Genomic DNA, 26,291 nt, shown 5'->3' on the forward strand with positions numbered 1-26,291 from the left:
GGGCGGGACAAATGACGATCAGCCGGACGCGGACGACTGGGTCAGCCGGTAACGGGAGGGCGGGATGCCGTACCGGTCCACGAACGCCTGGCGCAGCGTCTCGGCCGTCCCGAACCCGCAGCGCACGGCGATCGCGGACATGGGCAACGAGGTCGAGGCCAGCAGCTGAGCCGCCCCCTCGGTACGGGCCCGCCGCACGAACCGGCCCGGCGTCTGCCCCAGATGCCTGAGGAACAGCCGGGTGAGATGGCGTTCGCTGACGCCCGCCGCGGCGGCCAGCGTGGCCGCGCTGAGGTCGGCGGCCAGGTTCGCGCCGATGTGCTCGACGATCCGCCTGACCAGGCCGTCGGCGGGCGCCGGAGGGCTGACGAACATGCTCATCTGGGCCTGGTTGCCCGGCCGTTGCAGGTAGGTGACCATGCCGCGGGCCACCGTCCTGGCCAGTTCGGCGTCGTTGTCCTCCTCGACCAGGGCGAGCGTCAGGTCGAGCGCGGCGGTCACCCCCGCGGACGTGGCCACCTCGCCGTCGCGGACGAAGATCGGGGCCGGGTCCACGGTGACGCGCGGGTAGCGGGCGGCCATGTCGGCCGCCTCCCGCCAGTGGGTGGTGGCGCGCCTGCCGTCGAGCAGCCCCGCGGCGGCCAGCACGTACGCGCCGGTGCACACGGACGCCACCCGCCTGCTCTCCCGCGCCAGCCTGCGGACATGGCCGACGACCAGCGGGTTCGCCGCGGCGTCCACGTGGCCGGTGCCGCCGGAGACGATGATCGTGTCGAGCGGCCCGGTGATCCGCTCCAGCGCGAGCTGGCCGTGCAGCACCAGCGCGCCGGCGGTGGTCACGGGGTGACCGCCGGGGGTGGCCAGCCGTACCTGGTAGTACGGTGAGGCGCCGTGCCAGTTCGCGTTCTCCAGCGTCGAGGTGACGCACGCGATGTCGAGCAGCTCGGCCGCCTCGTAGGCGACGACCACGACCCGCCGGTACTCCATGGCACGACTGTAGGTCCGGCAGACAAAGAACCCAAGTTTCCGGACATATGCGGCTTCGCCCCCTCCTCCCGTCCCCCCTGCCCGGCCACAGTCGGAGCCATGACACCGACGCCTCCCGCACCCGCGGCCCCCTCTGCGGCCGGCCGCCGCTGGTCGAAGTTCGCCCTCCACTACGTGGAGATGATCGTCGCCATGTTCGTCGGCATGTTCGCGCTCGGCGCCCTGCTGTCGGCCGTCGGCCTCTCCGTCTCCCACGACGAGTCGCCCGAGCTCGCGTACCTGATCATGGCCGTCGACATGTCGGTGGGCATGGCCGTGTGGATGCGCTTCCGCGGCCACCGCTGGGCGCCGACGCTGGAGATGTGCGCGGCGATGTTCGTCCCGATCGTGCCGCTCTATCCGCTGCTCTGGCTCGGCGTCATCGACGGCGGCGTCCTGATGGTCGTCGCGCACGTCGCGATGTTCCCGCTCATGCTGGCCGCCATGTTCCGGCGTCTCGACGAGTACGCCGGCTGCGCCCACTAGCCCGGCCCCCTCGGCCGCGCGCCCGCAAGGGTCCCTAAGATGCCGCTATGGCGCGTTTCGAGACCGTGACCCTGGTCTTCGCTCCCCCGGACGTGCTCTTCGACACGTCGCTGTCGGTCGAGACCCACACCGCGTCCATGGCCGGCTCGTCGGAACGCGCCGTCGCGGGCGTCACCACGGGCCTGCTCGGCCCCGGCGACCAGGTCACCTGGCAGGCCAGGCACTTCGGCCTCACCTGGCGGATGACCTCCACGATCAGCGCCTGGGACCGGCCCGGGTACTTCGTGGACGAGCAGGTGTCCGGGCCGTTCCGCCACTGGCGGCACGAACACCGCTTCGAGGCGGCTCCGCACGCGGGCGCCACCCTCATGACCGACGTCGTCGACTTCTCCGCCCCCGCCGGTCCGCTGGGCCGCCTGGCCGAGCTGCTGGTCCTGCGCCGCCACATGACCCACCTCATCACCATGCGCAACCGGCACATCAAGACGATCCTCGAACCGTCCCGTTGACCGAACCCGAGCCTCCCGGCGGTCGTCCGAGCGAGCGGCGAAGGCCGCCGCGCGGTACGCGGACCGGGATGCCCACGTCGGAACCGCTGCTGGTCCTGGCCCAGCTCACCGCCGCCTGGGCGGCCGGGTCGGTCTTCCTGCCGACGGCGTGGCTGGTCCTGCTGGCCGTGCTGTTCGCCGGCGACGAGGCGGTGGCCCTCGCCGCCGCCGCACTGGTCGTGGCGGCCCTGCTCGGCTACCTGGTGATCGTGATCAGGGCCACCCGCGGCGCGTCCGTGCTCGGCGCGACCCGCGGCGGCCGGCTCCTGTGGGCGCTGCTGGTGCTGGGCCTGGGAACCGCCGGCTGGGCCCTCGGCTGGGCGGTGACCGACGTCGCCGGCCTCGGGGTGAGCCGCGACATGCTCCTGGCGGCCGTGCTCGGCGGGGTTCCGTACGCCCTCGTGGCCGGGACGCTGCTGCGCGGGTGGCGTCACAGGGGCGTCGCGCTCGGGCTGGGCGTGGCGCTCCTGGGGGCGGGCGTGGCGGTGCTGCGCCAGGAGCCGCCGGACGACCTGGAGGCGCGCCTGACGGCCGGCGACCTCCACCGGGAGACCGCGTACGTGGTCGCCGTCCCCGGCTACCGGCCCGACGACCGGGACTACGGCGGCGGGCTGGGCGGCTCCGGCTTCACCCCGGCGGACCCGGCCGCCATCCCGCCCGACCGGTACGTCCGGATCGTCGCCCACGACCGGCTCCTGCCGGGCGCCGCCGTGTGCGGCCAGCCCACCGCGCAGGACGCCGATCTGCCGACCGGCTCCTGCACGGCCGAGCCCGGCGGCCTGGTCCACCGGCAGGGCCCGGTCGAGCACGGCTACCAGGTGCGGGTGGGCCGCAGGTACGTCACGGTGGTCGGGAGCGCCGCCGTCCCCCGCGACCTGCTCCGGTCGGCCGCCCGGACCCTGCGCCCGGCCACCGCCCGCGAACTGGGCGACCAGGAACAGACCGGCGACTACTACGCGGCCCGCATCCCGGGCTACACCCCACAGCTCATGGGCATCCCGGCGGGCCTGGTCTACACGCCCTCCGACCACACGGGCAACGGCGCCCAGAGCGTCCGCATCACGTTGTCCGTCAGCCAGGCCGGCGACGTCTGCCACCTCGCCGAGAAGTGCACCCCGGCCGGCTCCGGCCTCACCTACGTCCGCCGCGAGGACACGCACGGTTACGCGGTGCGCCGCGGCGCGGTTACCGTCCAGGTGCTCGGCGGCCTGCGGGTGGACGCGGAACCGCTGCGCCGGGCCGCGCTCGACGTCCGCCCGGCCACCGACGACGAGCTGCGCCGCCTGCTGCCCCCGCGGGAGCCGCGCACCCCCCTGGACCGCCTCCGCCGCTGGCTGCGCACGTTCTGAGCTCGGACGCGCACGCCTTCCGGACAGCGAAAAGCCTCCGACCCGCCGAGTAATCGGCAGGTCGGAGGCTTTTTGATCACGTGGAGGTGGCGGGAATCGAACCCGCGTCCTTCAACCCCAAGTCAGGGCTTCTCCGGGCGCAGCCTGCTGTGCTTTTCTCAGCCCCGGCGATCACGCAGGCGAGTCGCCGACGGGCTCAGCCACTGTTTGATTTCCCGATCTCCCCCGTGGCCGGGTCGATCGGTTGAGCCTTCTAACGATGCCAGACACCGGGCCGAAGGCACTCCCGGGCTGACAGAGGTTTCGCTACTTAGGCAGCGAGGGCCAGGGAACCCTGGCCGACCTCAGTGCGCTTGGAATTGGCACTTATTGTTTTGCGGTCACAGGATTAACGAGGTTATGTCCGCAGTCCTCGGCCCGCTTCACCTGGCTTGCAAGATCGAAGTCGAAGCCAGTCACCCCCTGTGCAGTTGTCAACACGCCTTCACGCTGATCACGCAGAGGCGAGCAACACTGAATCTACAGGGGACAACGCCCCCAACGCCAACTTAATTCCAGCATGGCGAAACCCCCGGGAGCGTGGCACAGCAGCACGCGCTCCCGGGGGCCGACCGGCAGGGTCGAGCCGGTCCGGACGGCAGGACTTCCCCCGAGATGAAGTCCTGATCTCATCACGGCGACTGAGTCCGCAACCCCCCGAGCGGGCCCAGTCATTCAGTAAGACGCAGCCACGACCCGCAACGGTTGCTCGCCGTCACAAGATTTTCACGCAGAGTCATGAAGGCCCGAGAAGAAGCTGCCCGCGACGGCCGCCGCATCGTAGTTCTTGGCCAGGACGGCGATCGCCACGTCCCCCTGCCAGCCGACGAACCAGGTCATGGGCTTGTCCTGGGTGCCCGCCGTCGCGCGCACGCCGTAGACCCTGCCCCGGCCCGCCTGCGCGGGGCTGCCGATCGCCCCGGCCCGCATCATCGCGGTCAGCGCGGTGCGCACCTTCGGATCCACCGGGATGGCGTCCGGCTGCTTGGCCGGGACGACCTCCGCCGCCGGATCGGGCGACGCGGGCGAGGTCACGAGCACCGGCGGCCGCCAGGTGCCCGACCCCACGGCCGCCGCGACCAGCGCCATCGACAGCGGGCTGACCTCGACGGTCTGGCCCGCGATGGCCCTGGCCTTGTCGGCGTCGCTGGACAGTTCGGGCATCGCCCCGCTGAACGACTTCAGCGGCAGCCGCCACGGCTGGCCGATGCCGAACGCCTTGGCGCTCGCGGCCAGGCCGCCGGCGCTGGCCCGGCGGGCCAGCGAGGCCAGCGCGGTCACGCAGCCCTTGGCGAAGTTGTCCTGGAACGTGGCCGACGACGTGACCCCGGCGGTCTGGCTGGTGTGCACGAACTTGGCGCCGCCCACCGTGCGCTCGGCCGGGCAGGCCAGCCGCTGCTTGGTGCTGACGCCGCTCTTGATCAGCGCGTCGGCCGCCACGATCGAGAAGGCCGTGCCCGCGGGGAACCTGCCCGCCAGCGCGTCCTTCTCCTGGTTGAGCCCGCTGGTGCCGACCGCGAGGATCTCGCCGGTGTCACGCTGGACGGCCACCAGCGCGCTGGTGGCCGTCTCGGCCACCGCCCGCTCGGCCGCCGCCTGGGCGCGGCTGTCGATCGTGGTCTTGACCGAGACGTTCTGGCGGCCCAGCCACTCCTTCAGTTTGGCCACCTGCCGGCCGGTCTTGAGATCGAGGGTGATCACCTTGGTCTCGGTGGAGCCGGTCAGATAGTCCTGGTACGCCTGCTGCAGGCCGCTCTGGCCGATCGAGTCGCCGGCCCGCTGGGGGCCGCCGAGCTTCTGCTCGTCCTCGGGGGTGAGCGCGCTGACCTTGCCGACGATCTGCTTGGGGGCGGCCGGGTCGATGGGCTGCGGCTGCGGGTCGGTCTGGATGCCGGAGATGCCGGCCAGCTTCGACTTCATCGACAGGTAACGCGAGCGCCCGAACGTGACCAGCGGCACGAACTTGTCGGGCGGCGAGGACCTGATCCGGCTCAGCAGCCGGTCCTGGGCGTAGCCGGTGATCGCCGACAGCTTGGCCACGACGTCCTCGGCCCGGTCGCCCAGCGCGGACGGCACCACGCCCACGACGTAGACGTAGAGCTCGTTCTGCAGGGGGTCGTCGGCCCGGTCGACCACCGGCTGGCGCGGCTTGGGGTTGGTCTCGACCGCGAACCGCTGGCCCTCCTTGAGCTGCGGATGCAGCACCGACGGCGACCAGCGCACCTTCCACCTGCCGTCGACCAGGTGCAGCGGCAGCGAGCCGTCGTACGCCCAGAGCGGGGTGTTCTCCCCCAGGTCGACCTCGGCGCGGAAGTCGGCCTTGGACTCCTCGCCGGTCACGCTCACGCTTTTGATCTTGAAGCGGAACGAGGCCGCGTCGAGCTCCAGCTTGGCGTTGGCCAGGGCCTTGCCCACCTTGGCGGGGTCGCCGTCGGTGCGGCCCGCGGCCAGGGCGTAGTCCTCGGACTGCCAGCCCACGAGGAAGTCGCGCACCGCGTCGTGCGGCGAGGACTCCTCGAAGCAGCCGGTCAGCGTCATGCTCGCGACCGCCAGGGTGACGGTCGCGGCAAGGGTGCGGCGCGCGCGTGTCATCGGTTAGAGTGCCGCCGCTCTCATCGGTTGCGGTGCCGCAGGGCCCGCGCCATCTCCCGCTTGGCCTGCTGCTCGGCCAGCGACTGCCGCTTGTCCCAGTCCTTCTTGCCCCGGGCGACGGCGATCTCGACCTTGGCCCGGCCGTCCTGGAAGTACAGGACCGTGGGGACGATCGTGAGGCCGCCCTCCTTGGTCATGGCGGCCAGCTTGTCGATCTCCTTGCGGTGCAGCAGCAACTTGCGCTTGCGCTTGGCGGCGTGGTTGGTCCACGTGCCCTGCATGTATTCGGGGATGTGCACGTTGAGCAGCCACGCTTCGCCGTCGTCGATGCTGGCGTAGCCGTCGACGAGCGAGGCGCGGCCCTCGCGGAGCGACTTCACCTCCGTGCCCTGGAGCACGAGCCCCGCCTCGAAGGTGTCCTCAAGGTGGTAGTCGTGCCGGGCCCGCTTGTTCTGGGCGATGACCTTCCGCCCGGTCTCACGTGGCATGCTTCGACCTTACCGGCGATTCCTCACACCCTGAGGTATCGGCGAAGCGTCACGAACGAGGCCAGCACACAGATCACGACGCCGATGGCCATGGTGAGCGTGATGGTCTGGGCCACCGCGTCCCAGCCGAGCTGGGCCATGCCGCTGCCGAAGTAGCCGGCGATCTCCTCGAACAGCAGGACCTTCGTCACGATCAGGATGATGGCCGCGAAGACGCCGCCGATCAGACCGGCGATCACGCCTTCCATGACGAACGGCAGCTGGATGTAGAGGTTCGAGGCGCCCACCAGGCGCATGATCCCCGTCTCCCGGCGCCGGTTGAAGGCCGACAATCGCACCGTGTTGCCGATCAGCAACGCCGCGGCCAGCACCAGCACGATGGCGACGGCCAGCGCGTAGAAGGACAGCTTGTCGAGCAGGTCGAAGAACTTGCCGATGAGCTGCTTGTGGTCCATCACCTGGGACACGCCCGGCTGGCCCTTCACGGCGTCGATCACCGGCTGGTAGTTGTCGGGGTCGACCAGCTTCACGCGGAACGACTGCGGCATGTCCTCGACCCTGGTGGCCTGGACGAGCGTCGGGCTGGCCTGGTAGGCCGTCTTGAAGTTCTCGTACGCCGTGCTCTGGTCCTCGTAGAAGACCTCCTTGACGCCCTGGAGGCTCTCCAGGCGGGTCTTCAACGCCTTGGTCTGGGCCGGCGTGACGGCCTTGCCGTTGCACTCGGGGATCGCGGTGCCCTTGGTGCACAGGAAGACCGAGATCTCGACCTTGTCGAACCAGAAGGTCTTGAGCATGGAGACCTGGGCGTTGATCATCAGGCCGACGCCCAGCATCGCCATGCCGACTGCCACGGTGATGACGACCGCGATCGTCATGGTCAGGTTGCGACGGAGGCCGATCCAGACCTCGGAGAAGATGAAGTTCGCCCGCATGTTCTGTCTGCCGCTCCCTGTCAGTACGCCTGGCCGTACACGCCACGCGACTGGTCACGGACGATCTTCCCGTCCTCCAGCTCGACGACGCGTTTGCGCATGGAGTCCACGATGGCCGCGTCGTGCGTGGCCATGACGACCGTGGTGCCAGTTCGGTTGATGCGGTCGAGCACCTTCATGATGCCGATGCTCGTCGCGGGGTCGATGTTGCCCGTGGGCTCGTCGGCCAGCAGGATCATCGGCCGGTTGACGAACGCGCGCGCCATGGCGACACGCTGCTGCTCGCCGCCGGACAGCTCGTCGGGCATGCGATGGGCCTTGCCCTCCAGGCCGACCAGCTCGATGACCTCGGGCACGACCTTGCGGATGAACCGCCGGGGCTTGCCGATCACCTCTAGGGCGAACGCCACGTTCTCGTAGACGTTCTTGTTCGGGAGCAACCTGAAGTCCTGGAAGACGCAGCCGATGCGGCGGCGCAGGTGGGGCACCTTGAAGTTGGAGAGGCGGGCCAGATCCTTGCCGGCGACGTGGATCGCCCCGGAGTTGGGCCGCTCCTCCTTCAGGACCAGACGCAGGAACGTGGACTTGCCTGACCCCGAAGGGCCGACGAGGAACACGAACTCGCCCTTGTCCACGTCGACGGAGACGTGGTCGAGAGCGGGCCGGTTCTGGTTCGCGTAGACCTTGGTGACATTATCGAAATGGATCACGAGAGCATCACGGCATGCCAGTCTAGGGGTCAGGACGGAAGCGAGGGTGGCACATGCCCATTTCCCGCCGCCGGCCGATCGGGGGCGCCGTCTTTACTGATGATCGACGTTCCGATTGGCCAGACGACAGTCTAGGGGGAAGACTGGCATGGAACGTCCATAACGGAAACAAAACGATTGTGCGGCTAGACTTGGGGCTGTCATGAGTTGTGAACACCTCGTATGCGCGCAGTGCGCCCACCCCGTGATCGAGGGCCGCTGCCCCCTCTGCCGAGCCAACAGGGAGCGGATGCACAATCACGGCTTCGCCGGACTGTCACCCGCCCTCGTCGTCGTCCTGCTCCTGGTGCTGCTCTTCGCGACGCTGGTGCTCAGGCACCTAGTCGGTGCCTGACTCCGCCCTGCGCATCCAGCGGATCTCCGACTCGATGAACCCGTCGAGGTCGCCGTCGAGCACCGCCGACGGGTTGCCCGCCTCGGTGCCCGTGCGCAGGTCCTTCACGATCTGGTACGGGTGCAGCACGTAGTTGCGGATCTGCGTGCCCCATGACGTGGTGGTCGCGCCACGCAGCTCCGACATCTTCTCCGCCTCCTCCTGCCGCTTGCGCTCCAGCAGCTTGGCCTGGAGCACGTTCATGGCCGAGGCGCGGTTCTGGAGCTGGGAGCGCTCGTTCTGGCAGGAGACCACGATGCCGGTGGGCAGGTGGGTGATGCGCACCGCCGAGTCGGTGGTGTTGACGCCCTGGCCGCCGGGGCCCGAGGACCGGTAGACGTCGACCCGCAGGTCGTCTTCGTTGATGTCGATGTGGTCGGTCTGCTCGACGACCGGCACGATGTCGACGCCCGCGAACGAGGTCTGGCGGCGGCCCTGGTTGTCGAACGGGCTGATGCGGACCAGCCGGTGGGTGCCGTGCTCGCCGCGCAGCGTGCCGTAGGCGTAGGGGGCCTTGATGGTGAACGTGGCCGACTTGATGCCGGCCTCCTCCGCGTAGGAGGTGTCGTAGACCTCGGTGGAGTAGCCCTTGCGCTCGGCCCACCGCAGGTACATGCGCAGCAGCATCTCGGCCCAGTCGGCGGCGTCGACGCCACCGGCCTGGGAGTTGATGGTGACGAGCGCCTCGCGGGCGTCGTACTCGCCCGACAGGAGCGTGCGCACCTCAAGGGCGCCGATGTCGGTCTTGAGCGACTCCAGCTCCTTGTCGGCCTCAAGGCGCGTGTCGTCGTCGCCTTCCTCGGCCGCGAGCTCGTAGAGCACCTTCAGGTCGTCGAGACGGCGTGCGACGCCCTCGACGCGGTTGAGCTCGCCCTGAAGGTGGGAGAGCTTGCTGGTGACCTTCTGCGCCTGATCAGGGTCGTCCCACAGGTCTGGGGCGGCAACCTGCTGCTCCAGCTCCTCGATCTGCTTGCGCATCGCGTCGAGGTCGAGCACGTCCTGGATGCTGCGGAGCGTGTTCGCGAGCTCGTTGATCTCTTCTGCCGGATCGATGCCTGCCACGTCTCCCTAGGGTACGCGACCCTCGCGTGCACGAATAACATGGCGAGGTGCGTGCATACGGTCGGGGGAAGTTGCTGGCGCTCGCCGTCGGCGTGCTGGCCGCGGCTACCGCGTGCACAGGCCCTGCTCAGACGTCCCCGGCGGTGACCCAGGGAAAGGCGGGCGCCACGGGCGCGGCGAGCCCCTCGCCCAGCGCGCCGCCGCCCGCCGTCACGCGTCAGGAGGCGGCCGAGGCGGTCGCCGAGATCCTGCCCACCGACGACGTGCTGCGCGTGGAGAGCCCCGTGACGGGCCGGCTGCTCCTCGGCACCGACCTGGTCCGCGACGGGCAGCTTGCGCTCACGCAGGCCGCCTTCGAGTCCACCGGCGACCGCCCGCCGCGCTACGCCTGGGGCTCGCCCACCCTCTACGTGCCCAGGTTCGCCCAGGGCGAGCGGGCGCCCTGGTTCAGCGCGCTGGCGACGCGCAACGGGCAGCCGACGCTGCTGACGTTCGCCAAGAGCGGCGACGACTGGCTGCTCAGCTCGGCCGCGCAGCTGCTGCCGGGCCAGGAGCTGCCGCGGGTGCGGCTCGACGCCGACGGCTACGCCACGGCCCTGACGCCCGACGACAAGACCGTCACGATCAGCCCCCAGTACATGGGCCCGGTGCACGCCAGCGTGGCCGAGACCGGGTCGGCCGGGGTGACGGCGGGCCTGCTCGCCGACGGGCCGTACACGACGGACGTGGCCAGGCAGATCGCCACCGACCGCGAGACGGCCAAGAAGGACGGGTTCAGCTACGACTCGATCTTCAGCGCCGACAACTGGCCGGTCTACGCGCTGCGCACGGCCGACGGCGGCGCGCTGATCCAGTACTCGCTGTCGCGCAACACCTCGACCCGCACCGTCGCCAACAACACCTACATCATCCCGGTGCCGCCGGAGGCGAGCTGGGCCATCTCGACCTCGTCGGTGCGCCGCAGCCTCAAGCTGACCGAGGTCCACCAGTACGCCACGGCGGTGCCCCCGCTGTCGGCCCCGGCCGCCGCCCGGGTCGCCGCCCACGACGGAGCCCTCACCCGCGCCAGCGGCGAGTGAGGGCCCCTTCGGGCGGCTGCTACGCCTCCGTGTGAGGCAGGTTGCTGGCGGCCACCAGCGTGCGGATCGCGCGCAGGGCCACCGAGAGCGTCGCCAGGTCGAAGTGGTCGCTCTCCCAGATCTCCGACAGCGTCTGGCGGGCGCGTCCCACGGCGGCGGCGTTGCCGTCGGTCCACCGGGCCAGCCGCTCCTCGGGCGGCAGGCCGGACGTGCTGTGGGCCAGCACGTCACGGGTCAGCGACGCGTGCGCGGCGTACAGGTCGTCGCGCAGCGCCGAGCGGGCGATGGAATTCCACCGGTTGTCCCTGGGCAGGGCGATGACGCGCTCGCGCAGGCGGGCCAGTTGCAGGCGGTCGGCCAGGTCGAAGTAGACCTCCGCCACCTCGTTCACCGGACGGCCCGTCAGGGACGCCACCTCGACCAGGTCCAGCGTCGAGTAGGCCGGCACCATCGCCGCCACCCGCTCGGCCAGCTCCTGCGGGACCCCGCGGGCCACGAAGGAGTCGCGGCGCTCCTCGTACGCGGCCAGGTCGGGCCCGGTGAGCAGCTTGGGGATGTGCGCGGACAGCCCGTTGACGCCCTTGAGGAAGAAGGCGACCGACCCGGCCAGGTCGAGCGGCGGACGCCGGTTGACCAGCAGCCAGCGGGTGCCGCGCTCGACCAGCTTGCGGCCCTCCAGCAGCATGGCGATCTGGGTGGCGGTGTCGACCTCGTTGTCCAGCGCCTCCACGGCCCGGTAGAAGCTCGGCAGGTCGAAGACCTCCCGCGCCACCAGGTACGCCCGCACGATGTCGGACGTGGAGGCGCCGGTCTCCTCCGCGAAGCGGAACATGAACGTGGTGCCCATGGCGTTGACCAGCTCGTTCACCACGCAGGTCGTGATGATCTCGCGCCGCAGCGGATGGGCGTCCATGTACGTCCGGAACCGCTCGCGCAGGTCCGACGGGAAGTACGACACCAGGCACGAGGCCAGGTACGGGTCGTCGGGCAGCTCGGAGCCCAGCACCTCGGCGTCGGCCACCAGCTTGGTGTAGGCCAGCAGGACCGAGAACTCCGGCGCGGTCAGCCCGAGCCTGGCCTGCCGCCGCTCGGCCAGCGTCTTGTCCGAGGGCAGGAACTCCAGCTCCCGGTTGACCAGGCCGTCGCGTTCGAGCTTGCGCAGGTAGCGGGCGTGGATGTGGAGCATCTCGACCGCCTGGGCGCGGGCCGCGTCGAGCACCACGTTCTGGGCGTGGTTGTCGCGCAGCACCAGGTCGGCGACCTCGGCGGTCATCGACGTGAAGACCTGGTTGCGCTGCTTGTCGGTCAGCTCGCCGTCGCGCACGACCTGGTCGAGCAGGATCTTGATGTTCACCTCGTGGTCGGAGGTGTCCACGCCGGCCGAGTTGTCGATGAAGTCGGTGTTGACCAGGCCGCCGTTCAGGGCGAACTCGATGCGGGCGAGCTGGGTGAAGCCCAGGTTGCCGCCCTCGCCGATGACCTTGCAGCGCAGGTCGCCGGCGTCCACCCGGAGCATGTCGTTGGCCTTGTCGCCGACGTCGGCGTGGGACTCCGAGCCGGCCTTGACGTAGGTGCCGATGCCGCCGTTCCACAGCAGGTCGACGGGGGCCCGCAGGATGGCGCTGATCAGGTCGTTGGGGGCCAGCGAGTTGACGCCCGCCTCGATGCCCAGCGCCTCGCGCATCTGCGGGGTGATCTGGATCGACTTGGCGGTACGTGGGAACACGCCGCCGCCCGCGGAGATCAGCGAGGGGTCGTAGTCGTCCCAGGAACTGCGCGGCAGGTCGAACAGGCGTTGCCGCTCGGCGAACGACCGGGCCGCGTCGGGCGTCGGGTCGATGAAGACGTGCCGGTGGTCGAAGGCGGCCACCAGCCGGATGTGCTGGGACAGCAGCATGCCGTTGCCGAACACGTCGCCGGACATGTCGCCGATGCCGGCCACGGTGAAGTCGGTGGTCTGCACGTCCACGCCCATGGTGCGGAAGTGGTACTTGACCGACTCCCAGGCGCCGCGGGCGGTGATGCCCATGGCCTTGTGGTCGTAGCCGACCGAGCCGCCGGAGGCGAAGGCGTCGCCGAGCCAGAAGCCGTACTCCTTGGCCACGCTGTTGGCGATGTCGGAGAAGGTGGCGGTGCCCTTGTCGGCGGCGACGACGAGGTAGGTGTCGTCGCCGTCGTGCCTGACCACGTCGGCCGGCGGCACGACCTTGCCGTCGACCAGGTTGTCGGTGATGTCGAGCAGGCCGGAGATGAACATCCGGTAGCAGGCCACGCCCTCGGCCAGCACGTCCTCGCGGGCGCCGGAGGCGGGCGGCTGCTTGACCACGAACCCGCCCTTGGACCCGGTGGGCACGATGACGGTGTTCTTCACCATCTGCGCCTTGACCAGGCCGAGGATCTCCGTCCGGAAGTCCTCCATGCGGTCGGACCAGCGCAGGCCGCCGCGGGCGACCTTGCCGAAGCGCAGGTGCACGCCCTCGACGCGGGGCGAGTAGACGAAGATCTCGTACTTCGGCCGCGGCAGCGGCAGCACGCTGATCGCCTGCGGGTCGACCTTGAGCGAGATGTACGGCTTGCGCTGCCCGTCGACCGTCTGGAAGTAGTTGGTGCGCAGGGTCGCCTGGATCATCTCCAGGTAGGCCCGCAGGATGCGGTCCTCGTCGAGGGAGGCCACCTCGTCGAGGGCGCCCAGGATCTCCTCGTTGAGCGCCTCCACGAGGTCGACCCGCACGTCGTCGCCGCGCCTCGGGTCGAGCTTGGCCTCGAACAGGCGGACCAGCAGCCGGGCCAGCCGCACGTTGCCCAGCAGCACGCGTTCCATGTAGAGCTGCGAGAACGTGCTGCCGGCCTGCCGCAGGTACTTGGCGTAGACCCGCAGAATCTCGACCTGCTCCCAGGTCAGGCCCGCCCGCAGGATGAGGGCGTTGAAGTTGTCGGCCTGGACGCGGCCCTGCCACAGGGCGCTCAGGCCGTCCTGGAAGAGCCGCTTGAAGTCGTTCCTGTCCACCTCGACGGAGGGGGTGTAGCGCAGGCCGAAGTCGTAGATCCAGGCGTTCTTGGTGCTCGCGTCGCCGTCCCGGTCGACCTCGTACGGCCGCTCGTCCACGACCTCGACGCCGAGCCGCTGGATCAGGGGCAGCGCCTCCGACAGGGAGATCGGCGAGCCGACCTTGTAGATCTTCAGTCGCCGCTCGCCCTCGGCGGCGTCGTACGGCTCGTAGAGATTGATCGCCACCTCTTCGCCGTCGGCGACGAGCTGCTCCAGGCGGCGCAGGTCGACCACGGCGACCTTGGGCGGGAAGTCGGCCTTGTACCCCTCGGGGAAGGCGGAGACGTACCTCCTGGCCAGCGCGGGGGCCTCCTCCTCGGAGGTCATCTCGTCGAGGGCGGTGGCCAGGTCGTCCTCCCAGGAGCGGGTGAGCGCGGCCAGGCGCGCCTCCAGCTCCTCCACGTCGACGGAGGGCGCGGGGAGCTGCTTGCCGCGCTCGCCGCGCACGACCACGTGCAGCCGGGCCAGCACGGACTCGCCGATCATCGCGCTGTAGTCGAGCGACCTGCCGCCGAGCGCCTTGAGCAGCACCTCCTGCATCTTCAGCCGCACCTTGGTGGTGTAGCGGTCGCGGGGCAGGTAGATCAGGCAGGAGATGTAGCGGCCGTAGTCGTCGCGCCGCAGGAACAGCTTGACCTGCTTGCGCTCGCGCAGCCGCAGCACGCCGAGCGCGATCGGCAGGAGCTGGGCGACCGAGGTCTGGAACAGCTCGTCGCGCGGGAACGTCTCCAGGATCTCGATCAGGTCCTTGCCGTCGTGGCTGTCGGGCGCGTGGCCGGCGGCGTTGAGCACCTCGGCCAGCTTGCGCCGCAGCACGGGGATCCTGGAGATCGACTCGTTGTAGGCCACGTGCGTGAACAGGCCGAGGAAGCGGCGCTCCCCGATCACCTCGCCCTCGGGCGAGAACAGCTTGACCCCGATGTAGTCGAGGTAGGTGGCGCGGTGGACGGTGGCCCGGCTGTTGGCCTTGGTGATGATCAGGAGCTGCTTCTCGCGGGCCTTGGCGCGCACCTCCGCCGGCAGCGCGGAGAAGCTGTCGGAGCCGACCTTGTCGTCGCGCAGGATGCCGAGCGCGGCCCCGGGCAGGGCCTTCAGCATCTCGCCCTGGTCGGTGTGCTCCAGCCGGTACTCGCGGTAGCCGAGGAAGGTGAAGTGCCCGTCGGCGAGCCAGCGCAGCAGGTCGAGGCTGTCCTCGACCTCGGCGGGCTCCAGCGGCGGCGGGTTCATGCTCAGGTCTTCCGCCGTCTGGACGGCCAGGGCCCGCATCTTCCTGAAGTCCTCGACCGCGTACCGCACGTCGGCGAGCACCCGCTGCAGGTCGGCCTCGACGCGCCGGAGCACCGCGGGGTCGGCCTGGCGGTCGATCTCGATGTGGATCCACGACTCGACCAGCATCTGGCCGGTGACGTCCTCCTGGCCGCGGCCGAGCATCCGGCCCGTCATGTCGCGGCGCACCCGCATCTGGGGGTGGACCACGAGGTGGATGCCGATGTCCTGCCGGTCGAGCTCCATGGTGACCGAGTCGACCAGGAACGGCATGTCGTCGGTGACCACCTCGACCACCGAGTGTCCCGGGTCCCAGCCGTTCTCCTCCAGCGTGGGGGTGTAGGCGCGGACCACCGCCCGGCCCTGGGGGCGTACCTCGGCGAGCTGTCGCTGGGACATCGCCGGGCCGTACACGTCGACGGGGTTGCGGTCGAGCAGGTCCTCGGGTGCGACATGGCGGTAGTAGAACCGCAGGAAGGAGAGGGCCTCCTCCGCGCTCATGTGCTCGCTGCCGACCGCGCAACTTTCCGCGGCTCTTTGCAGCAGCTCATCCTTGGCCTCGTCGAGCGGCATTTCGCTCTCACTCCTTTGTGAGGGTTTGCCATGACTGTTCATAGCCAGGCTCTTAGTTCCCATAGCGAGGGGAAGTAGTGCAGACGTGTACGTCCGCGGAGTCGGGCGACAGTCGGTCGCCCTCCTCGCCGGACCGCCGACGCGGGGAGAACGGGCGCATCACCGTCGATGCCCACCGAACACCTCCCCCTGAACGCCCGGCCCTGATTCCGGGCGTGTGCCTCGCCGTACCGATATCACCCGAAAAGGGCATAGACGTCAACGTGACATCGACATGGGGGGATCGTCACCGGAGGCCGAGGGGGCAGTCCTGAGGTCGTCGAGCCGGTCGGGAAGCTCGGCCAGCTCGATGAGCTCGGCCTGGCACCGCTCGCACGCGTCGAGGTGGCGTTCGAACGCCTCGTGCTCCTCATCGTCGAGGACGCCGAGGACGTAGGCGGCCACCCCGTCGTGCATCAGCCGGCTACCCCCTTGTCCCGCAGCTGTTCGCGGAGAGCCCGGATCCCGTAGTAGAGCCGGGACTTCACCGTGCCCGGCGGAATCCCCAGAATCTCCGCCGCTTCACTTATCGTACGGTCTCGGAGGTAGGTCTGCTCAATGACTTCGCGGTGTTCGGCGGACAGGCTGCGCAGCGCGTCCGCGACGACGATCGCCGACAGCGCGCGCTCGGAGCCGTCCGGCACCGACATCTGGTCGACTTCGGGCGGCTCGACCTCGTGAGGCCGGGCGCTCTTCCGTCGGCGTCCGTCGATGACGATGCGGCGGGCCACTGTCAGCAGCCACGCCCATAAAAGGCTCGGTTCCCATTGCAGTCTTGCCGAGTTTCGCCAGGCCCTGACCAGCGTCTCCTGTACGACGTCCTCGGCCCATTGCAGATCGTTACCGGTCGATTTGCGTACGTGGCGCAGCAGAGGGCCGCCGAACTCCTGGTAGAGCACCGCGATGCGATGTTCCGCCTCGGCATCCGCACTCTCGAACCTGCCGTCGAGGTGACCTAGCACGGGGCACATCTTTACACCTTCGTTATTGGTCCGGCAGCCACTCCGATAACTCCAGTTATTTCTAACTATCTCCGGTCATGGGTGAACCTGATGGTGTAAGCCCGCGTACCTCCCACCATGCAACGGCTGACAACCATGAGAACCGGGCGCATGGCCGCGGCCATGACCGCTCTTGCCGTGGCGGCGGGCGGCCTGGTGTCCGCCGCCGTCATCGGCGTGGCGCCGGCGCGGGCCGACCACTGCGACCCCGCCCAGGCGAGCCAGGACGACGCCCGCCGCCAGGGCGACCGCGCCCCCGACCAACAGGCACCGGACCAACAGGCACCCGACCAGCAGGCTCCTGACCAGCAAGCGCCGGACCAGCAGGTCCCGGATCAGCAAGTTCCGGATCAGCAGGTCCCGGACCAGCAGGCCCCGGACCAGCAGGTGCAGGGCGGCGGGATCGTGCTGCGCGACCCGGCGCAGTCGCCGGAGCCGGAGAACGCCGGCGACGGCTTCTTCCGCCGCGACCGCTCCCGCCGCACCCCCACGGCCGCGCCGCAGGACCCCCAGGACCCCCAGAACCCGCAGGATCCCCAGAACCCGCAGGATCCCCAGAACCCGCAGGATCCCCAGAACCCGCAGGATCCCCAGAACCCCCAGAACCCGCAGGACCCCGGTGACCAGTCGCAGGACCGGCGTGGCCGGCCGACCCGGACCGCCTCCCCCTCCCCCACGGCCTCCCAGGACGACGACTGCAAGGACCTCGGCCCGTTCGTCACCGACTTCGTGGACATCCGCCAGGTCCAACCCCTGAGGCTCGACGCGGGCATAGGCAGGAACGGCTCACGCGGCACTTTCGTCGCTCAATGCGGCACCAACCGCAATGGTCACAACAACCCCGACAATTTCATCGTGGCACCCGGAGTCAGCAACGGCGCCCACCATCTCCACGACTATGTCGGCAACCTGTCCACGGACGGCTTCTCCACCGACGAGAGCCTGGCCGCCGCCGGAACCACCTGCCGCCTAGGGGATAAATCCACTTACTTCTGGCCAGTTCTACGCGACCGCAAAGTGGACGCGAACGTCCAGGACCCCGACGGCAACGTGGGCCGGGTGATCCGCGCCGGCACGGTCAGCCTGCAGTTCCGGGGCAACGCGACCTCCAGGGTCGTCGCGATGCCGAGGTTCCTGCGGCTGATCACCGGCGACGCCAAGGCCGGGACGAACGGCGCCGCGAACGCCCGCGCCCGCTGGAGCTGCACAGGATTCACAAATCGCATAAGTCCCGATAAATATCCGCTTTGCCCGCGCGGAAGTCAGGTTCTTCGTATTCTGGATTTCCCCAGCTGCTGGGACGGTCAGAACACCGACAGCGCCAATCACCGCACGCACGTGGTCTTCCCCGGGCAGAACGGCGCTTGTCCGCAAGGCACCAAGGCGATTCCGCAACTGCGCATGCTCCTCGCCTACACGGTTCCACAGGGTCCGTCGTTCGCCGTGGACGCGTTCCCTGAACAGAAGCACAACCCGGTCACCGACCACGCGGACTTCGCCAACGTCATGCCCGAACGGCTGATGCAGTTCGTCGTCTCGTGCATCAACCGGGGTCGCCGCTGCTGACACGTCCCCATCAGCCTTCCGAGTCGTACCCTCACCCGACCTTGGAGGGAAATAGATGCTCCACAGACGACACCCCCGGCACGCCCCCACCAAGCTGGACACAAGGAATGTCCGGCTGGGGGCGAGCGCCTCGTTGACGGCCGTCCTGTTGTCGGTGTTCGCGCTGGCCAGGACAGAACGCGGCGTCGCGCTGCTCGGCCGAGGAGTGAGTTTCCTAGAGTTCTACGCGGGCGTGTTCGCCCTGGTGCTGCTGACCGCGACGGTCGCGCTCGGCCTGCTCACCACCGAACGCGTGTTCCTGTCCCCGCCCAACCGGGTCAGGGCCCAGCTCGCGCACCGCGCCACCGCCCTCATCGGGCTCGCCTACCTGGTCACGCACATCGTCCTCATGGTCAGCCTGGGACACGCGCCGCCGGGCGCCGCGATCGTGCCGGTCGCCGGGATCTACGTGGGGTTCGGCGCGCTCGCCTTCGACCTGATGGTCGTGGCGGTGGCCACGGGGATGCTCAGGGGCCGCTTCGCCGTCCGGGGCACGCCGTGGCTGTGGCGGCTGCTGCACTCGGCCGCCTACCTGGCCTGGCCCATCGCCATCATGCACGGGCTGACGGCGGGCCGGTCGCCGGCCGGCTGGGTGGCCTGGTCGTACGTGGCGTGCCTGGCCGCGGTCGGGTCCGCGCTGATCGTGCGGGTGCTGGCCACGCTGCGCAGGCCGCCCGTCGTACCGGAGAGGGTCGAGGCGCCCGCCGTGACGGCCGGGGTGGCGGCGGACGTGCCCGTCGAGCGGCCACGGGCGACGGCCGCGGCGACAGCGGCGGCGACAGCGGCGGCGACGGCCGACGCGCCGGTGAGCCTGGCCGACGCGCGGCGCAGGTACCGGGAGGCCGGATGAGCCCGCGCCGCGCGACCCCGGGGAGCCGGTCGTGATCCCGCACCGGGTGCCGCGCGTGCTGCGGATGGGCCCGGCCCGGCTGACCGCCGGGCTCGACCACTGCCGGCGGCTCGACCTGCCCGCGCACCGGACGCTGCACGGCGAGCCGCGGCCGCGCGAGCTGGCCGAGCTCATCTCCATGGTGAACGAGGTCGACATGCGCGGACGGGGCGGCGCCGCCTTCCCGTTCGCCCGCAAGCTGCGGGCCGTGGCCGACGCGGCGGGCGCCGGCGAGAGCGTGGTGCTGGTCAACGGCGCCGAGGGCGAGCCGGCCAGCTCCAAGGACGCCATGCTGCTCACCCGCAACCCCCACCTCGTGCTGGACGGCGCCATCCTGGCGGCGGAGGCGCTGGGCGCCCGCGAGGTGGTCGTGGCCACGGTCGAGGGCGAGGTGGCCGAGTCGTCCGTGGCGGCGGCCGTGGCCGAACGCCGGGCCGCGAACGTGTCGGGCGGTTCGGAGAGCCGCATCCCGATCCGGGTGGTCGGGCTGGCGGAGAGGTTCATCAGCGGGGAGGGCGGTGCGCTCGTCCGCGGCGTGAACGGCGAGGAGGCCATCCCGCCGGGAAGGAAGCGGCGGGCCGCGACGAGCGGCGTGGACGGGCTGCCGACCCTGCTGTCCAACACCGAGACCTACGCCCAGTTCGCGCTGCTGGCCGAGTACGGCCCGCAGAAGTACGCCGAGGTGGGCACCAGCAAGGAGCCCGGCACGATCCTGCTCACGGTGAGCGGCGGCGCGGCCAACGGCGCGGTGATCGAGGCGCCGACCGGCGTCCTGCTGGCCGACGTGCTCGCGCTGTGCGAGGCCGAGGCCGGGGACGGCGTGCTGGTCGGCGGCTACCACGGCGCGTGGCTGTCGGCCGAGGTGGCCGGGTCGGCGGTGATCTCGCGGGAGGGCATGAAGCTGGCCGGCGCCACGCTGGGCGCGGGGATCATCGTGCCGCTCGGTGACGGCACCTGCCCGCTGGGCGAGGCGGCCAGGGTGGCCTCGTACCTGGCCGCCGAGTCGGCCGGGCAGTGCGGGCCCTGCCGTCTGGGGCTGCCCGACGTGGCGCGGGCCCTGTGCGCGATCGCCGAGGGCACGGGCTCCGTGGACGCCGTGCGCCGGTGCGTGCGGGCCGTCGAGCGGCGCGGCGCGTGTTTCCATCCCGACGGCACGGCCAAGTTCGTGCTCTCGGCGCTGGACGCGTTCGAGAGCGAGATCGCGCTGCACCTGGAGCACGGCTCGTGCGGCCGGCCGGTGCGCGGCGTGCTGCCGATGCCCGAGCCGGAGGTGGAGCCCGAGTACCGGCTGGAGGTGGACTGGACCCGCTGCCAGGGGCACGGCCTGTGCGCGCACCTGCTGCCGGAGTTCGTGGACCTGGACGACTACGGGTTCCCGTCGTTCCGGAACGTGCCGGGGTGGATGGTCAAGGACGCGCGGCGGGCGGTCGAGATGTGCCCGGCGCTGGCCCTGCGGATCGTCCAGACGAGCGGTGAGGCGCCGAAGCCGCCCGCGTCGCCGCTGCGGCTGGTCAAGGACGGCGTGCTGCGGAAGGCTCCCGGGCTGACGCGGGTGGGGGTCAATGGCAACATCTTCGGCTTTGGCGGGACAGCGGGGTGATGTCGGTAGTGATGTAGTTGTGACGAACTTGTCCGGAGGGCCAGGCGTCTCATCGATCGGTTCGACACGACCGACGGGGGACGCCCATGGACCGCCGCGACTTTCTCCACCTCACCGCGCTCGCGCCGCTGGCCCTGGCCGCCGACGCGAGGCCGCCCGCCGCGCCGGCTCCCGGCGCCCGGCCGTACGGCCCGGGTCCCCATAGCCCGGGTCTTCACGGCACAGGTCTTCACGGGCAGGGTCCGCGCGGCGCGGAGCTGGTCGGCGCGCGCGGCGCCGGGCGGTCGGCGCCGCCGCCGGACTGGGCGCGGCTGCGCGGACGGCTCGCCGGCACGCTGGTGCTGCCCGGCGACTCCGGGTACGACGCCGCCCGCCGCCTGGTCAACCCGGCCTACGACCGGATCAGGCCGGGCGGGGTGGCCTACTGCGCGAGCCCGGCGGACGTCTCGGCGTGCCTGGCCTTCGCGCGCGCGAGCGGCGTCGCGGTCACCCCCCGCTCCGGCGGCCACTCCTACGCGGGCTGGTCCACCGGCACCGGCCTGGTCATCGACGTGTCCCGGATGAACACGGTCTCCTACGCCGCCGGACGGGCCACGATCGGGGCGGGCGCCAAGCTGGTCGACGTCTACGACGGGCTGGCCCGGCACGGCGTGAGCATCCCCGCGGGCTCGTGCCCCACGGTCGGGATCGCCGGGCTGGCGCTGGGCGGCGGCATCGGGGTGGTGTCCAGGAAGTACGGCCTGACCTGCGACACCCTGGAGTCCGTCCGCGTGGTCACGGCCGACGGCCGGCTGCTGACGGCGGACGCCACCCACCACTCCGGCCTCTACTGGGCCTGCCGCGGCGGTGGCGGCGGCAACGTCGGCGTCGCGGTCTCCTTCACCTTCCGCACCCACGCCACGCGCGACCTGACCGTGTTCTTCCTGCACTGGCCGTGGTCGAAGGCCGGGGCCGCGGTGCGCGCCTGGCAGTCGTGGGCGCCGTCCGCGCCGGACGAGCTGTGGTCCTCGCTGCACCTGGCGCGCGAGGAACGCGACCTGGACGTACTCCTCGTCGGCACGTACGTGGGCCCGAAGGCGTCGCTCGACCGGCTGCTCGCCCCGCTGGTCGCCCGGGTCGGCGCGCCGTCGTCGAGGTCGGTGCGGACGACGTCGTACCGGGAGGCCATGATGATCATGGCGGGATGCGCGTCACAGCCGGTGGCGCAGTGCCGCCGGCCGCGGCGGGAGACGTTCGCCGCCAAGTCGCACCTGGCCTACGCCGAGCTCCCCGCGGGCGGCGTGCGCCGCCTGGTGGACGGGGTGGCGCGCGGCGGACGGCACGCCGTGCTGCTGGACGCGCTCGGCGGCGCGGTGGGCCGGGTCAAGCCGGCGGCCACGGCGTTCCCGCACCGGGCCGCGCTCTACAGCGTGCAGTACTACGCGAAGGGCACGGACCGGACGTGGCTGCGCCGGCTGCACGGCGAGATGACCCCCCACTTCGGCGAGCACGCCTACGTGAACTACGTCGACCCCGACCTGACCGGCTGGCGCGGCGCCTACTACGGCCCCAACGCCGCCCGCCTGGCCGAGGTGAAGTCCACCTACGACCCCGACCGGCTGTTCCGCCTGCCGCAAGGCGTCTGACCTACTTCTCCCGCACATAGACCGGCTCGCCGATCTTCACCATGTCGAACAGCCGCTTCGAGGTGGGCAGCGGCAGGCGGACGCAGCCGTGCGAGGCGGGCCGCAGCGGCACCTTCGACGAGCCGTGCATGGCGATGCCCCCGACGAAGTAGAGCGAGTCGTACATCGTGCCGAGCGGGCCTTCGGTCCAGCCGGGCGCGCGGCTGGTGACGTGGAAGTCGCCGGTCGGGGTGATCGCGTTGCCGCAGTGGCCGTTCTCGCAGTAGTTCACCCGCGCGCCCGTCGAGACGTGCGAGATGAGCGCCGGGCGGCGGTGGCGGTAGACGATGAGGAGCTGGTAGCGCAGGTTGATCTCGACCCGGTCCGCCTCGCCGCGCGGGACCAGCGGTTTCATCCGCACCGGACGGTCGAAGGCCCGCCACACCTCCGGCCCGACCGCGCCCTGGGGACGCAGGTGCCGGTGCTTCTGGAAGGCCCACACGCCGAACTTGGTCTGCTCGTCGTAGACGCCGTTGAGCCTGCCGTAGTAGTAGCCGTTGCGGTGCAGCCGCTCCTGGAGGCGTCTGACGGTCTCGCCGCGGTCGCCCGGCCGCAGCACGATCTCCGCGCCGGGCACCGCCTTGCCCGTCTTGCCCGCCCGGTCCACCCGGTCCGTCCTGTCCGTCCGGACCACCCGGTCCGTCCGGTCAGTCCTGTCTGCCTGGTAGGCCCTGTCTTCTACGTCGACCGCGTCCGCCGCGTCCGCCGTGTGCGCCCTGTCCGCCTTGTCCGGCGTGTCCGCCACGGCGGGCGTACCGGCCAGGAAGGGAAGCCCGCCACACCCTAGAGCGGCGAAAACAACCGCTCTCCGAACCTTTGTGATCATAGGTCAACGCCTACCCAGATCGCCGACAATTCACGACACTGGCAAATACCACTAAAAGCAGGCATATCGCTTTTATGCGACGGCACAGTCAAAGCTTTAGCAAGTGTGGACCCAGGCGAGACACGCGCGAACTCGGCGGAACGAAGAAAAGGCGGATGCGCCATGGACGCATCCGCCTTTTCTCCAGAGGCCGGGGAGCGAGCTGCGCGTTCACCCGCCCGGGCCTCTGTCCACCCCTCCGAACAGCCCCAACCTTAACCAAGGCACGACCCGCAACGCACACCGTTCCGCAAAACCTTTCCAGGAATCCTCGGGCGCGGGCAAAAAACGAGTCGCACCCGCGGGGGTACGCCTGGAAGTATGCCGGAATATGCGTAACTGGCCGCTCTTTGAGCTCTCCATCACCACGCCACGGCTGGAACTACGGCACCCCACCCTCGACGACCTCGACGAACTGGCCGACCGGGCGGCCGAGGGCGTCCACGAGGCCGATTTCATGCCGTTCTTCGTCCCGTGGACCGAGGCGCCCCCGGCCGAGCGGGCCCGCCGTACGGTCCAGTACCACTTCCGCAGCTGGGCCGGGTTCACCGCCGACGACTGGTCGCTGGAGCTGGTCGTGGTGCACGAGGGCCAGGTCGTCGGCACCCAGGGCCTCGCCGCGACCAGCTTCCCCGTCGCCCGCGAGGTCAGGACGGGCTCCTGGCTGGGCCGGCGGTTCCAGGGCCGCGGCATCGGCACGGAGATGCGCGGGGCCGTCCTGCACCTCGCCTTCGCCGGCCTCGGCGCGCGGCACGCCGTGACGGAGGCGTTCGAGGACAACCACGCCTCGCTGGCGGTGACCAGGAAGCTCGGCTACCGCGAGGACGGCGTCACCGTCCACGCGCGCCAGGGCGAGCCGGTCGTCACCCGGCGCTTCCGCATGGCCCGCGAGGACTGGTCGCCGTCCCCCGACGTCGAGATCCGCAACCTCGACGCCTGCCTGCCGCTGTTCGGCCTGGAGTCCTGAAGCGCGGCCGTCACGACGGCCTGAAGTGCCGCAGCACCTCCGGGTTGGCCATGGCGTCGGGGTTGGCCGCCTCCTCGACTGGCGTGCCGAGCAGGATCTTGCGCACCGGCACCTCCAGCTTCTTGCCGGACAGCGTCCGAGGGATGCCGGGCACGACGCGGATCTCGTTCGGCACGTGCCGGGGCGACAGCTCCTGGCGCAGGGCCGCGCACAGGGCGCGTTCGAGCCGCTCGCCGAACTCGGCGCCCTCGGCGAGGGTGACGTAGAGCAGCAGGCTGCCCTCCTGGCCGAGCTGCCCGGTGTCGATCACGAGGCTGTCGGCGATCTCGTCGAACCGCTCCACGACCCGGTAGAACTCGCTGGTGCCCATGCGCACGCCGCCGCGGTTGAGCGTCGAGTCGGAGCGGCCGTAGATGACGCAGCTGCCGTCCTCGTTGATCTTGATCCAGTCGCCGTGCCGCCACACGCCCGGATAGACGTCGAAGTAGCTGTCGAAGTAGCGCCGCCCGTCGGGGTCGTTCCAGAACATCACCGGCATCGAGGGCATCGGCCGGGTCAGCACCAGCTCGCCCACCTCGCCGATCACCGGCTCGCCCTTGGGGTCGTACGACTCCACCTTGGCCCCCAGCGACCGGCACGGGATGATGCCCGCCCTGATCGGGTGGAGCATCGTGGCCCCGACGAACCCCGTGCACACGTCGGTGCCGCCGGAGAACGACCCGATCGGCGTGCCGGGCAGCTCGGCGGCGACCCAGGCGAAGCCCTCGGGCGGCAGCGGCGAGCCGGTCGAGCCGATGCCGCGCAGCCGCTCCAGCCCGTCCGGACGCAGCCCGGCCTTCAGCGAGGCCATGATGTACGGCGCCCCCACCCCGAAGTACGTCACCTTCTCCGAGGCGGCGATGCGCCACAGCGCGGCGGGCGAGGGATGCGTGGCCGAGCCGTCGTAGAGCACCGGCGTGGCCCCCACCAGCAGGGCGCCGACGAGGTAGTTCCACATCATCCAGCCCGTGGTGGTGTACCAGAAGAACACATCGCCCTCACCCAGGTCCTGGTGGAAGGCGAGCGACTTGAGGTGTTCCAGCAGCACGCCGCCGTGCCCGTGGACGATCGGCTTGGGCAGCCCGGTCGTGCCGCTGGAGTAGAGGATCCACAGCGGATGGCCGAACGGCACCCGCTCGAACTCCAGCGGCCCCGCCTCGGCCCGCAGCCCCTCCCAGCCGATGACCTCGCCGTGCGGCGCCGAACGGGCGTGCGCGGCGGCCGGCTCGGCCTCCTGGGGGGCGCGGCCCTCGCCGGCCGCCGACAGGTAGGGGATCCAGACCGTGGCGCGCAGCGTGGGCAGCTCGGCGGCGATCTCGTTCACGGCCTCGGAACGGTCGTAGGTCTTGCCGTTGTAGTGGTAGCCGTCGACCGCGATGAGCACCTTGGGCTCGATCTGCCGGAACCGGTCGACGATGCTCGGCACCCCGAAGTCCGGCGACCCGGCCGACCAGACGGCCCCGAGCGAGGCCGTGGCGAGGAAGGCGATCAGGGCCTGCGGGATGTTCGGCAGGTAGCCGGCCACGCGGTCGCCCCTGGTGACGCCGAGCCTGGCCAGGCCGGCGCGGACGCGGGCCACCTCGTCGCGCAGCTCGGCGTGGGTCAGCTCCTGGCGGGCGCCGTCCTCGGAGACGAAGACCAGGGCGGTGCCCTCGGTGCGCCGCAACGCGTTCTCGGCGTAGTTGACCTCGGCGCCCGCGAACCAGGTCGCGCCCGGCATCTCCCCCGACAACACCGGCCCGTCGCCGCGCTCCCCGATGACGTCGAAGTAGTCCCAGACCGACGTCCAGAACTCCTCAGGACGGTCGACGGACCACTGCCACACCTCCTCGTAGCTCGCGCCGGACCGTCCCAGCCACTCCAGGTAGCGGGTCAGCTTGGCGGCGGACACGACCTCGCCGGTCGGTTCCCAGAGAAGCGCACCTTCAGCAACCATGTGCCCCATCCTGTCGCCCGTCAGGTGGAAAGTCATACCTGACCTCCCCCATAA

General features: G+C 70.7%; 20 protein-coding genes and 1 other RNA gene. 9 read left to right on the plus strand and 12 right to left on the minus strand.

Annotated elements, in window-relative coordinates:
• Positions 1 to 18: 18 nt before the first annotated feature.
• Positions 19 to 987, minus strand: coding sequence for a GlxA family transcriptional regulator (locus ACIBST_RS08395; protein WP_397170177.1), 969 nt, complete (start codon positions 985 to 987; stop codon positions 19 to 21).
• Positions 988 to 1,086: 99 nt separating this feature from the next.
• Between ACIBST_RS08395 and ACIBST_RS08400 the strand changes: the two genes are divergently transcribed.
• The 3 genes from ACIBST_RS08400 to ACIBST_RS08410 all read left to right on the plus strand — a co-directional run bounded on the left by ACIBST_RS08400 (position 1,087) and on the right by ACIBST_RS08410 (position 3,409).
• Positions 1,087 to 1,512 carry a hypothetical protein gene (locus ACIBST_RS08400; RefSeq protein ID WP_397170179.1) on the plus strand — a complete coding sequence of 142 codons (426 nt, stop codon included), beginning with the start codon at positions 1,087 to 1,089 and terminating at the stop codon, positions 1,510 to 1,512.
• A gap of 47 nt (positions 1,513 to 1,559) precedes the next feature.
• The gene (locus ACIBST_RS08405; protein WP_397170181.1) at positions 1,560 to 2,021 is read left to right on the plus strand and encodes an SRPBCC family protein; all 462 of its coding nucleotides are present in this window, start codon (positions 1,560 to 1,562) and stop codon (positions 2,019 to 2,021) included.
• Positions 2,022 to 2,089: 68 nt separating this feature from the next.
• Entirely contained in the window at positions 2,090 to 3,409 is a 1,320-nt protein-coding gene (locus ACIBST_RS08410) for a hypothetical protein (RefSeq protein ID WP_397170182.1), read from the plus strand.
• 78 nt (positions 3,410 to 3,487) lie between these two features.
• Here the strand turns inward: ACIBST_RS08410 and ssrA are convergent.
• From ssrA to prfB, 6 genes are all read right to left on the minus strand, one after another.
• Positions 3,488 to 3,872, minus strand: a transfer-messenger RNA (tmRNA) gene (ssrA, locus tag ACIBST_RS08415).
• 302 nt (positions 3,873 to 4,174) lie between these two features.
• Positions 4,175 to 6,040, minus strand: a complete 1,866-nt coding sequence (locus tag ACIBST_RS08420) for a penicillin-binding transpeptidase domain-containing protein (RefSeq protein ID WP_397170183.1) — start codon at positions 6,038 to 6,040, stop codon at positions 4,175 to 4,177.
• Between the two features lie 20 nt (positions 6,041 to 6,060).
• Complete coding sequence (smpB, locus tag ACIBST_RS08425) at positions 6,061 to 6,528, minus strand: SsrA-binding protein SmpB (protein WP_397170184.1); 468 nt, start codon at positions 6,526 to 6,528, stop codon at positions 6,061 to 6,063.
• A gap of 23 nt (positions 6,529 to 6,551) precedes the next feature.
• Positions 6,552 to 7,460: a permease-like cell division protein FtsX gene (ftsX, locus tag ACIBST_RS08430; RefSeq protein ID WP_397170185.1), complete on the minus strand. Its 909-nt coding sequence runs from the start codon at positions 7,458 to 7,460 to the stop codon at positions 6,552 to 6,554.
• Positions 7,461 to 7,480: 20 nt separating this feature from the next.
• Positions 7,481 to 8,170: a cell division ATP-binding protein FtsE gene (gene ftsE / locus ACIBST_RS08435; protein ID WP_020541427.1), complete on the minus strand. Its 690-nt coding sequence runs from the start codon at positions 8,168 to 8,170 to the stop codon at positions 7,481 to 7,483.
• 379 nt (positions 8,171 to 8,549) lie between these two features.
• Entirely contained in the window at positions 8,550 to 9,665 is a 1,116-nt protein-coding gene (prfB, locus tag ACIBST_RS08440; protein ID WP_397170186.1) for a peptide chain release factor 2, read from the minus strand.
• 47 nt (positions 9,666 to 9,712) lie between these two features.
• Here prfB and ACIBST_RS08445 point away from each other — a divergent pair, with 47 nt between their 5' ends.
• The gene (locus tag ACIBST_RS08445) at positions 9,713 to 10,744 is read left to right on the plus strand and encodes a hypothetical protein (protein ID WP_397170187.1); all 1,032 of its coding nucleotides are present in this window, start codon (positions 9,713 to 9,715) and stop codon (positions 10,742 to 10,744) included.
• A gap of 19 nt (positions 10,745 to 10,763) precedes the next feature.
• On the opposite strand, the gene ACIBST_RS08450 is transcribed toward ACIBST_RS08445, so the two are convergent.
• The 3 genes from ACIBST_RS08450 to ACIBST_RS08460 form a co-directional block, all read right to left on the minus strand.
• A complete protein-coding gene (locus tag ACIBST_RS08450; protein ID WP_397170188.1) occupies positions 10,764 to 15,632 on the minus strand; it encodes an NAD-glutamate dehydrogenase in 4,869 nt (1,622 codons plus the stop codon).
• Positions 15,633 to 15,890: 258 nt separating this feature from the next.
• Entirely contained in the window at positions 15,891 to 16,088 is a 198-nt protein-coding gene (locus tag ACIBST_RS08455) for a zf-HC2 domain-containing protein (RefSeq protein WP_397170189.1), read from the minus strand.
• Positions 16,088 to 16,633, minus strand: coding sequence for a sigma-70 family RNA polymerase sigma factor (locus ACIBST_RS08460; protein WP_364325670.1), 546 nt, complete (start codon positions 16,631 to 16,633; stop codon positions 16,088 to 16,090). The genes ACIBST_RS08455 and ACIBST_RS08460 overlap by 1 nt, the downstream gene beginning before the upstream one ends.
• A 150-nt stretch (positions 16,634 to 16,783) precedes the next feature.
• Between ACIBST_RS08460 and ACIBST_RS08465 the strand changes: the two genes are divergently transcribed.
• From ACIBST_RS08465 to ACIBST_RS08480, 4 genes are all read left to right on the plus strand, one after another.
• Positions 16,784 to 18,238 carry a DUF1996 domain-containing protein gene (locus ACIBST_RS08465; RefSeq protein ID WP_397170190.1) on the plus strand — a complete coding sequence of 485 codons (1,455 nt, stop codon included), beginning with the start codon at positions 16,784 to 16,786 and terminating at the stop codon, positions 18,236 to 18,238.
• A gap of 55 nt (positions 18,239 to 18,293) precedes the next feature.
• Positions 18,294 to 19,127: a ferric reductase-like transmembrane domain-containing protein gene (locus ACIBST_RS08470; RefSeq protein WP_397170191.1), complete on the plus strand. Its 834-nt coding sequence runs from the start codon at positions 18,294 to 18,296 to the stop codon at positions 19,125 to 19,127.
• 31 nt (positions 19,128 to 19,158) lie between these two features.
• Entirely contained in the window at positions 19,159 to 20,766 is a 1,608-nt protein-coding gene (locus tag ACIBST_RS08475) for an NADH-ubiquinone oxidoreductase-F iron-sulfur binding region domain-containing protein (protein WP_397170192.1), read from the plus strand.
• An 86-nt stretch (positions 20,767 to 20,852) separates the two neighbouring features.
• The gene (locus tag ACIBST_RS08480; RefSeq protein ID WP_397170193.1) at positions 20,853 to 22,391 is read left to right on the plus strand and encodes an FAD-binding oxidoreductase; all 1,539 of its coding nucleotides are present in this window, start codon (positions 20,853 to 20,855) and stop codon (positions 22,389 to 22,391) included.
• A gap of 1 nt (position 22,392) precedes the next feature.
• Here the strand turns inward: ACIBST_RS08480 and ACIBST_RS08485 are convergent, their stop codons facing one another.
• On the minus strand, positions 22,393 to 23,064 hold the full coding sequence (locus ACIBST_RS08485; protein ID WP_397170195.1) for a L,D-transpeptidase family protein: 672 nt from the start codon (positions 23,062 to 23,064) through the stop codon (positions 22,393 to 22,395).
• Between the two features lie 562 nt (positions 23,065 to 23,626).
• On the opposite strand from ACIBST_RS08485, the gene ACIBST_RS08490 reads away from it, so the two are divergent.
• Positions 23,627 to 24,262, plus strand: coding sequence for a GNAT family N-acetyltransferase (locus tag ACIBST_RS08490; protein ID WP_397170197.1), 636 nt, complete (start codon positions 23,627 to 23,629; stop codon positions 24,260 to 24,262).
• A gap of 10 nt (positions 24,263 to 24,272) precedes the next feature.
• Here ACIBST_RS08490 and ACIBST_RS08495 read toward each other — a convergent pair whose 3' ends face one another.
• Positions 24,273 to 26,237 carry an acetoacetate--CoA ligase gene (locus tag ACIBST_RS08495; protein WP_397170199.1) on the minus strand — a complete coding sequence of 655 codons (1,965 nt, stop codon included), beginning with the start codon at positions 26,235 to 26,237 and terminating at the stop codon, positions 24,273 to 24,275.
• Between the last annotated feature and the right edge of the window lie 54 nt (positions 26,238 to 26,291).

Source organism: Nonomuraea sp. NPDC049684 (assembly GCF_044465345.1).
Taxonomy (GTDB): Bacteria; Actinomycetota; Actinomycetes; order Streptosporangiales; family Streptosporangiaceae; genus Nonomuraea.

Bases quoted from the DNA above. Each gene is read 5' to 3' on its own strand.
- ACIBST_RS08395 (WP_397170177.1), bottom strand. From the start codon at position 987: ATGGAGTACCGGCGGGTCGTGGTCGTCGCCTACGAGGCGGCCGAGCTG.
- ACIBST_RS08400 (WP_397170179.1), top strand. From the start codon at position 1,087: ATGACACCGACGCCTCCCGCACCCGCGGCCCCCTCTGCGGCCGGCCGC.
- ACIBST_RS08405 (WP_397170181.1), top strand. From the start codon at position 1,560: ATGGCGCGTTTCGAGACCGTGACCCTGGTCTTCGCTCCCCCGGACGTG.
- ACIBST_RS08410 (WP_397170182.1), top strand. From the start codon at position 2,090: ATGCCCACGTCGGAACCGCTGCTGGTCCTGGCCCAGCTCACCGCCGCC.
- ACIBST_RS08420 (WP_397170183.1), bottom strand. From the start codon at position 6,040: ATGACACGCGCGCGCCGCACCCTTGCCGCGACCGTCACCCTGGCGGTC.
- smpB (WP_397170184.1), bottom strand. From the start codon at position 6,528: ATGCCACGTGAGACCGGGCGGAAGGTCATCGCCCAGAACAAGCGGGCC.
- ftsX (WP_397170185.1), bottom strand. From the start codon at position 7,460: ATGCGGGCGAACTTCATCTTCTCCGAGGTCTGGATCGGCCTCCGTCGC.
- ACIBST_RS08450 (WP_397170188.1), bottom strand. From the start codon at position 15,632: ATGCCGCTCGACGAGGCCAAGGATGAGCTGCTGCAAAGAGCCGCGGAA.
- ACIBST_RS08455 (WP_397170189.1), bottom strand. From the start codon at position 16,088: ATGCACGACGGGGTGGCCGCCTACGTCCTCGGCGTCCTCGACGATGAG.
- ACIBST_RS08465 (WP_397170190.1), top strand. From the start codon at position 16,784: ATGGCCGCGGCCATGACCGCTCTTGCCGTGGCGGCGGGCGGCCTGGTG.
- ACIBST_RS08470 (WP_397170191.1), top strand. From the start codon at position 18,294: ATGCTCCACAGACGACACCCCCGGCACGCCCCCACCAAGCTGGACACA.
- ACIBST_RS08480 (WP_397170193.1), top strand. From the start codon at position 20,853: ATGGACCGCCGCGACTTTCTCCACCTCACCGCGCTCGCGCCGCTGGCC.
- ACIBST_RS08490 (WP_397170197.1), top strand. From the start codon at position 23,627: ATGCGTAACTGGCCGCTCTTTGAGCTCTCCATCACCACGCCACGGCTG.
- ACIBST_RS08495 (WP_397170199.1), bottom strand. From the start codon at position 26,237: ATGGTTGCTGAAGGTGCGCTTCTCTGGGAACCGACCGGCGAGGTCGTG.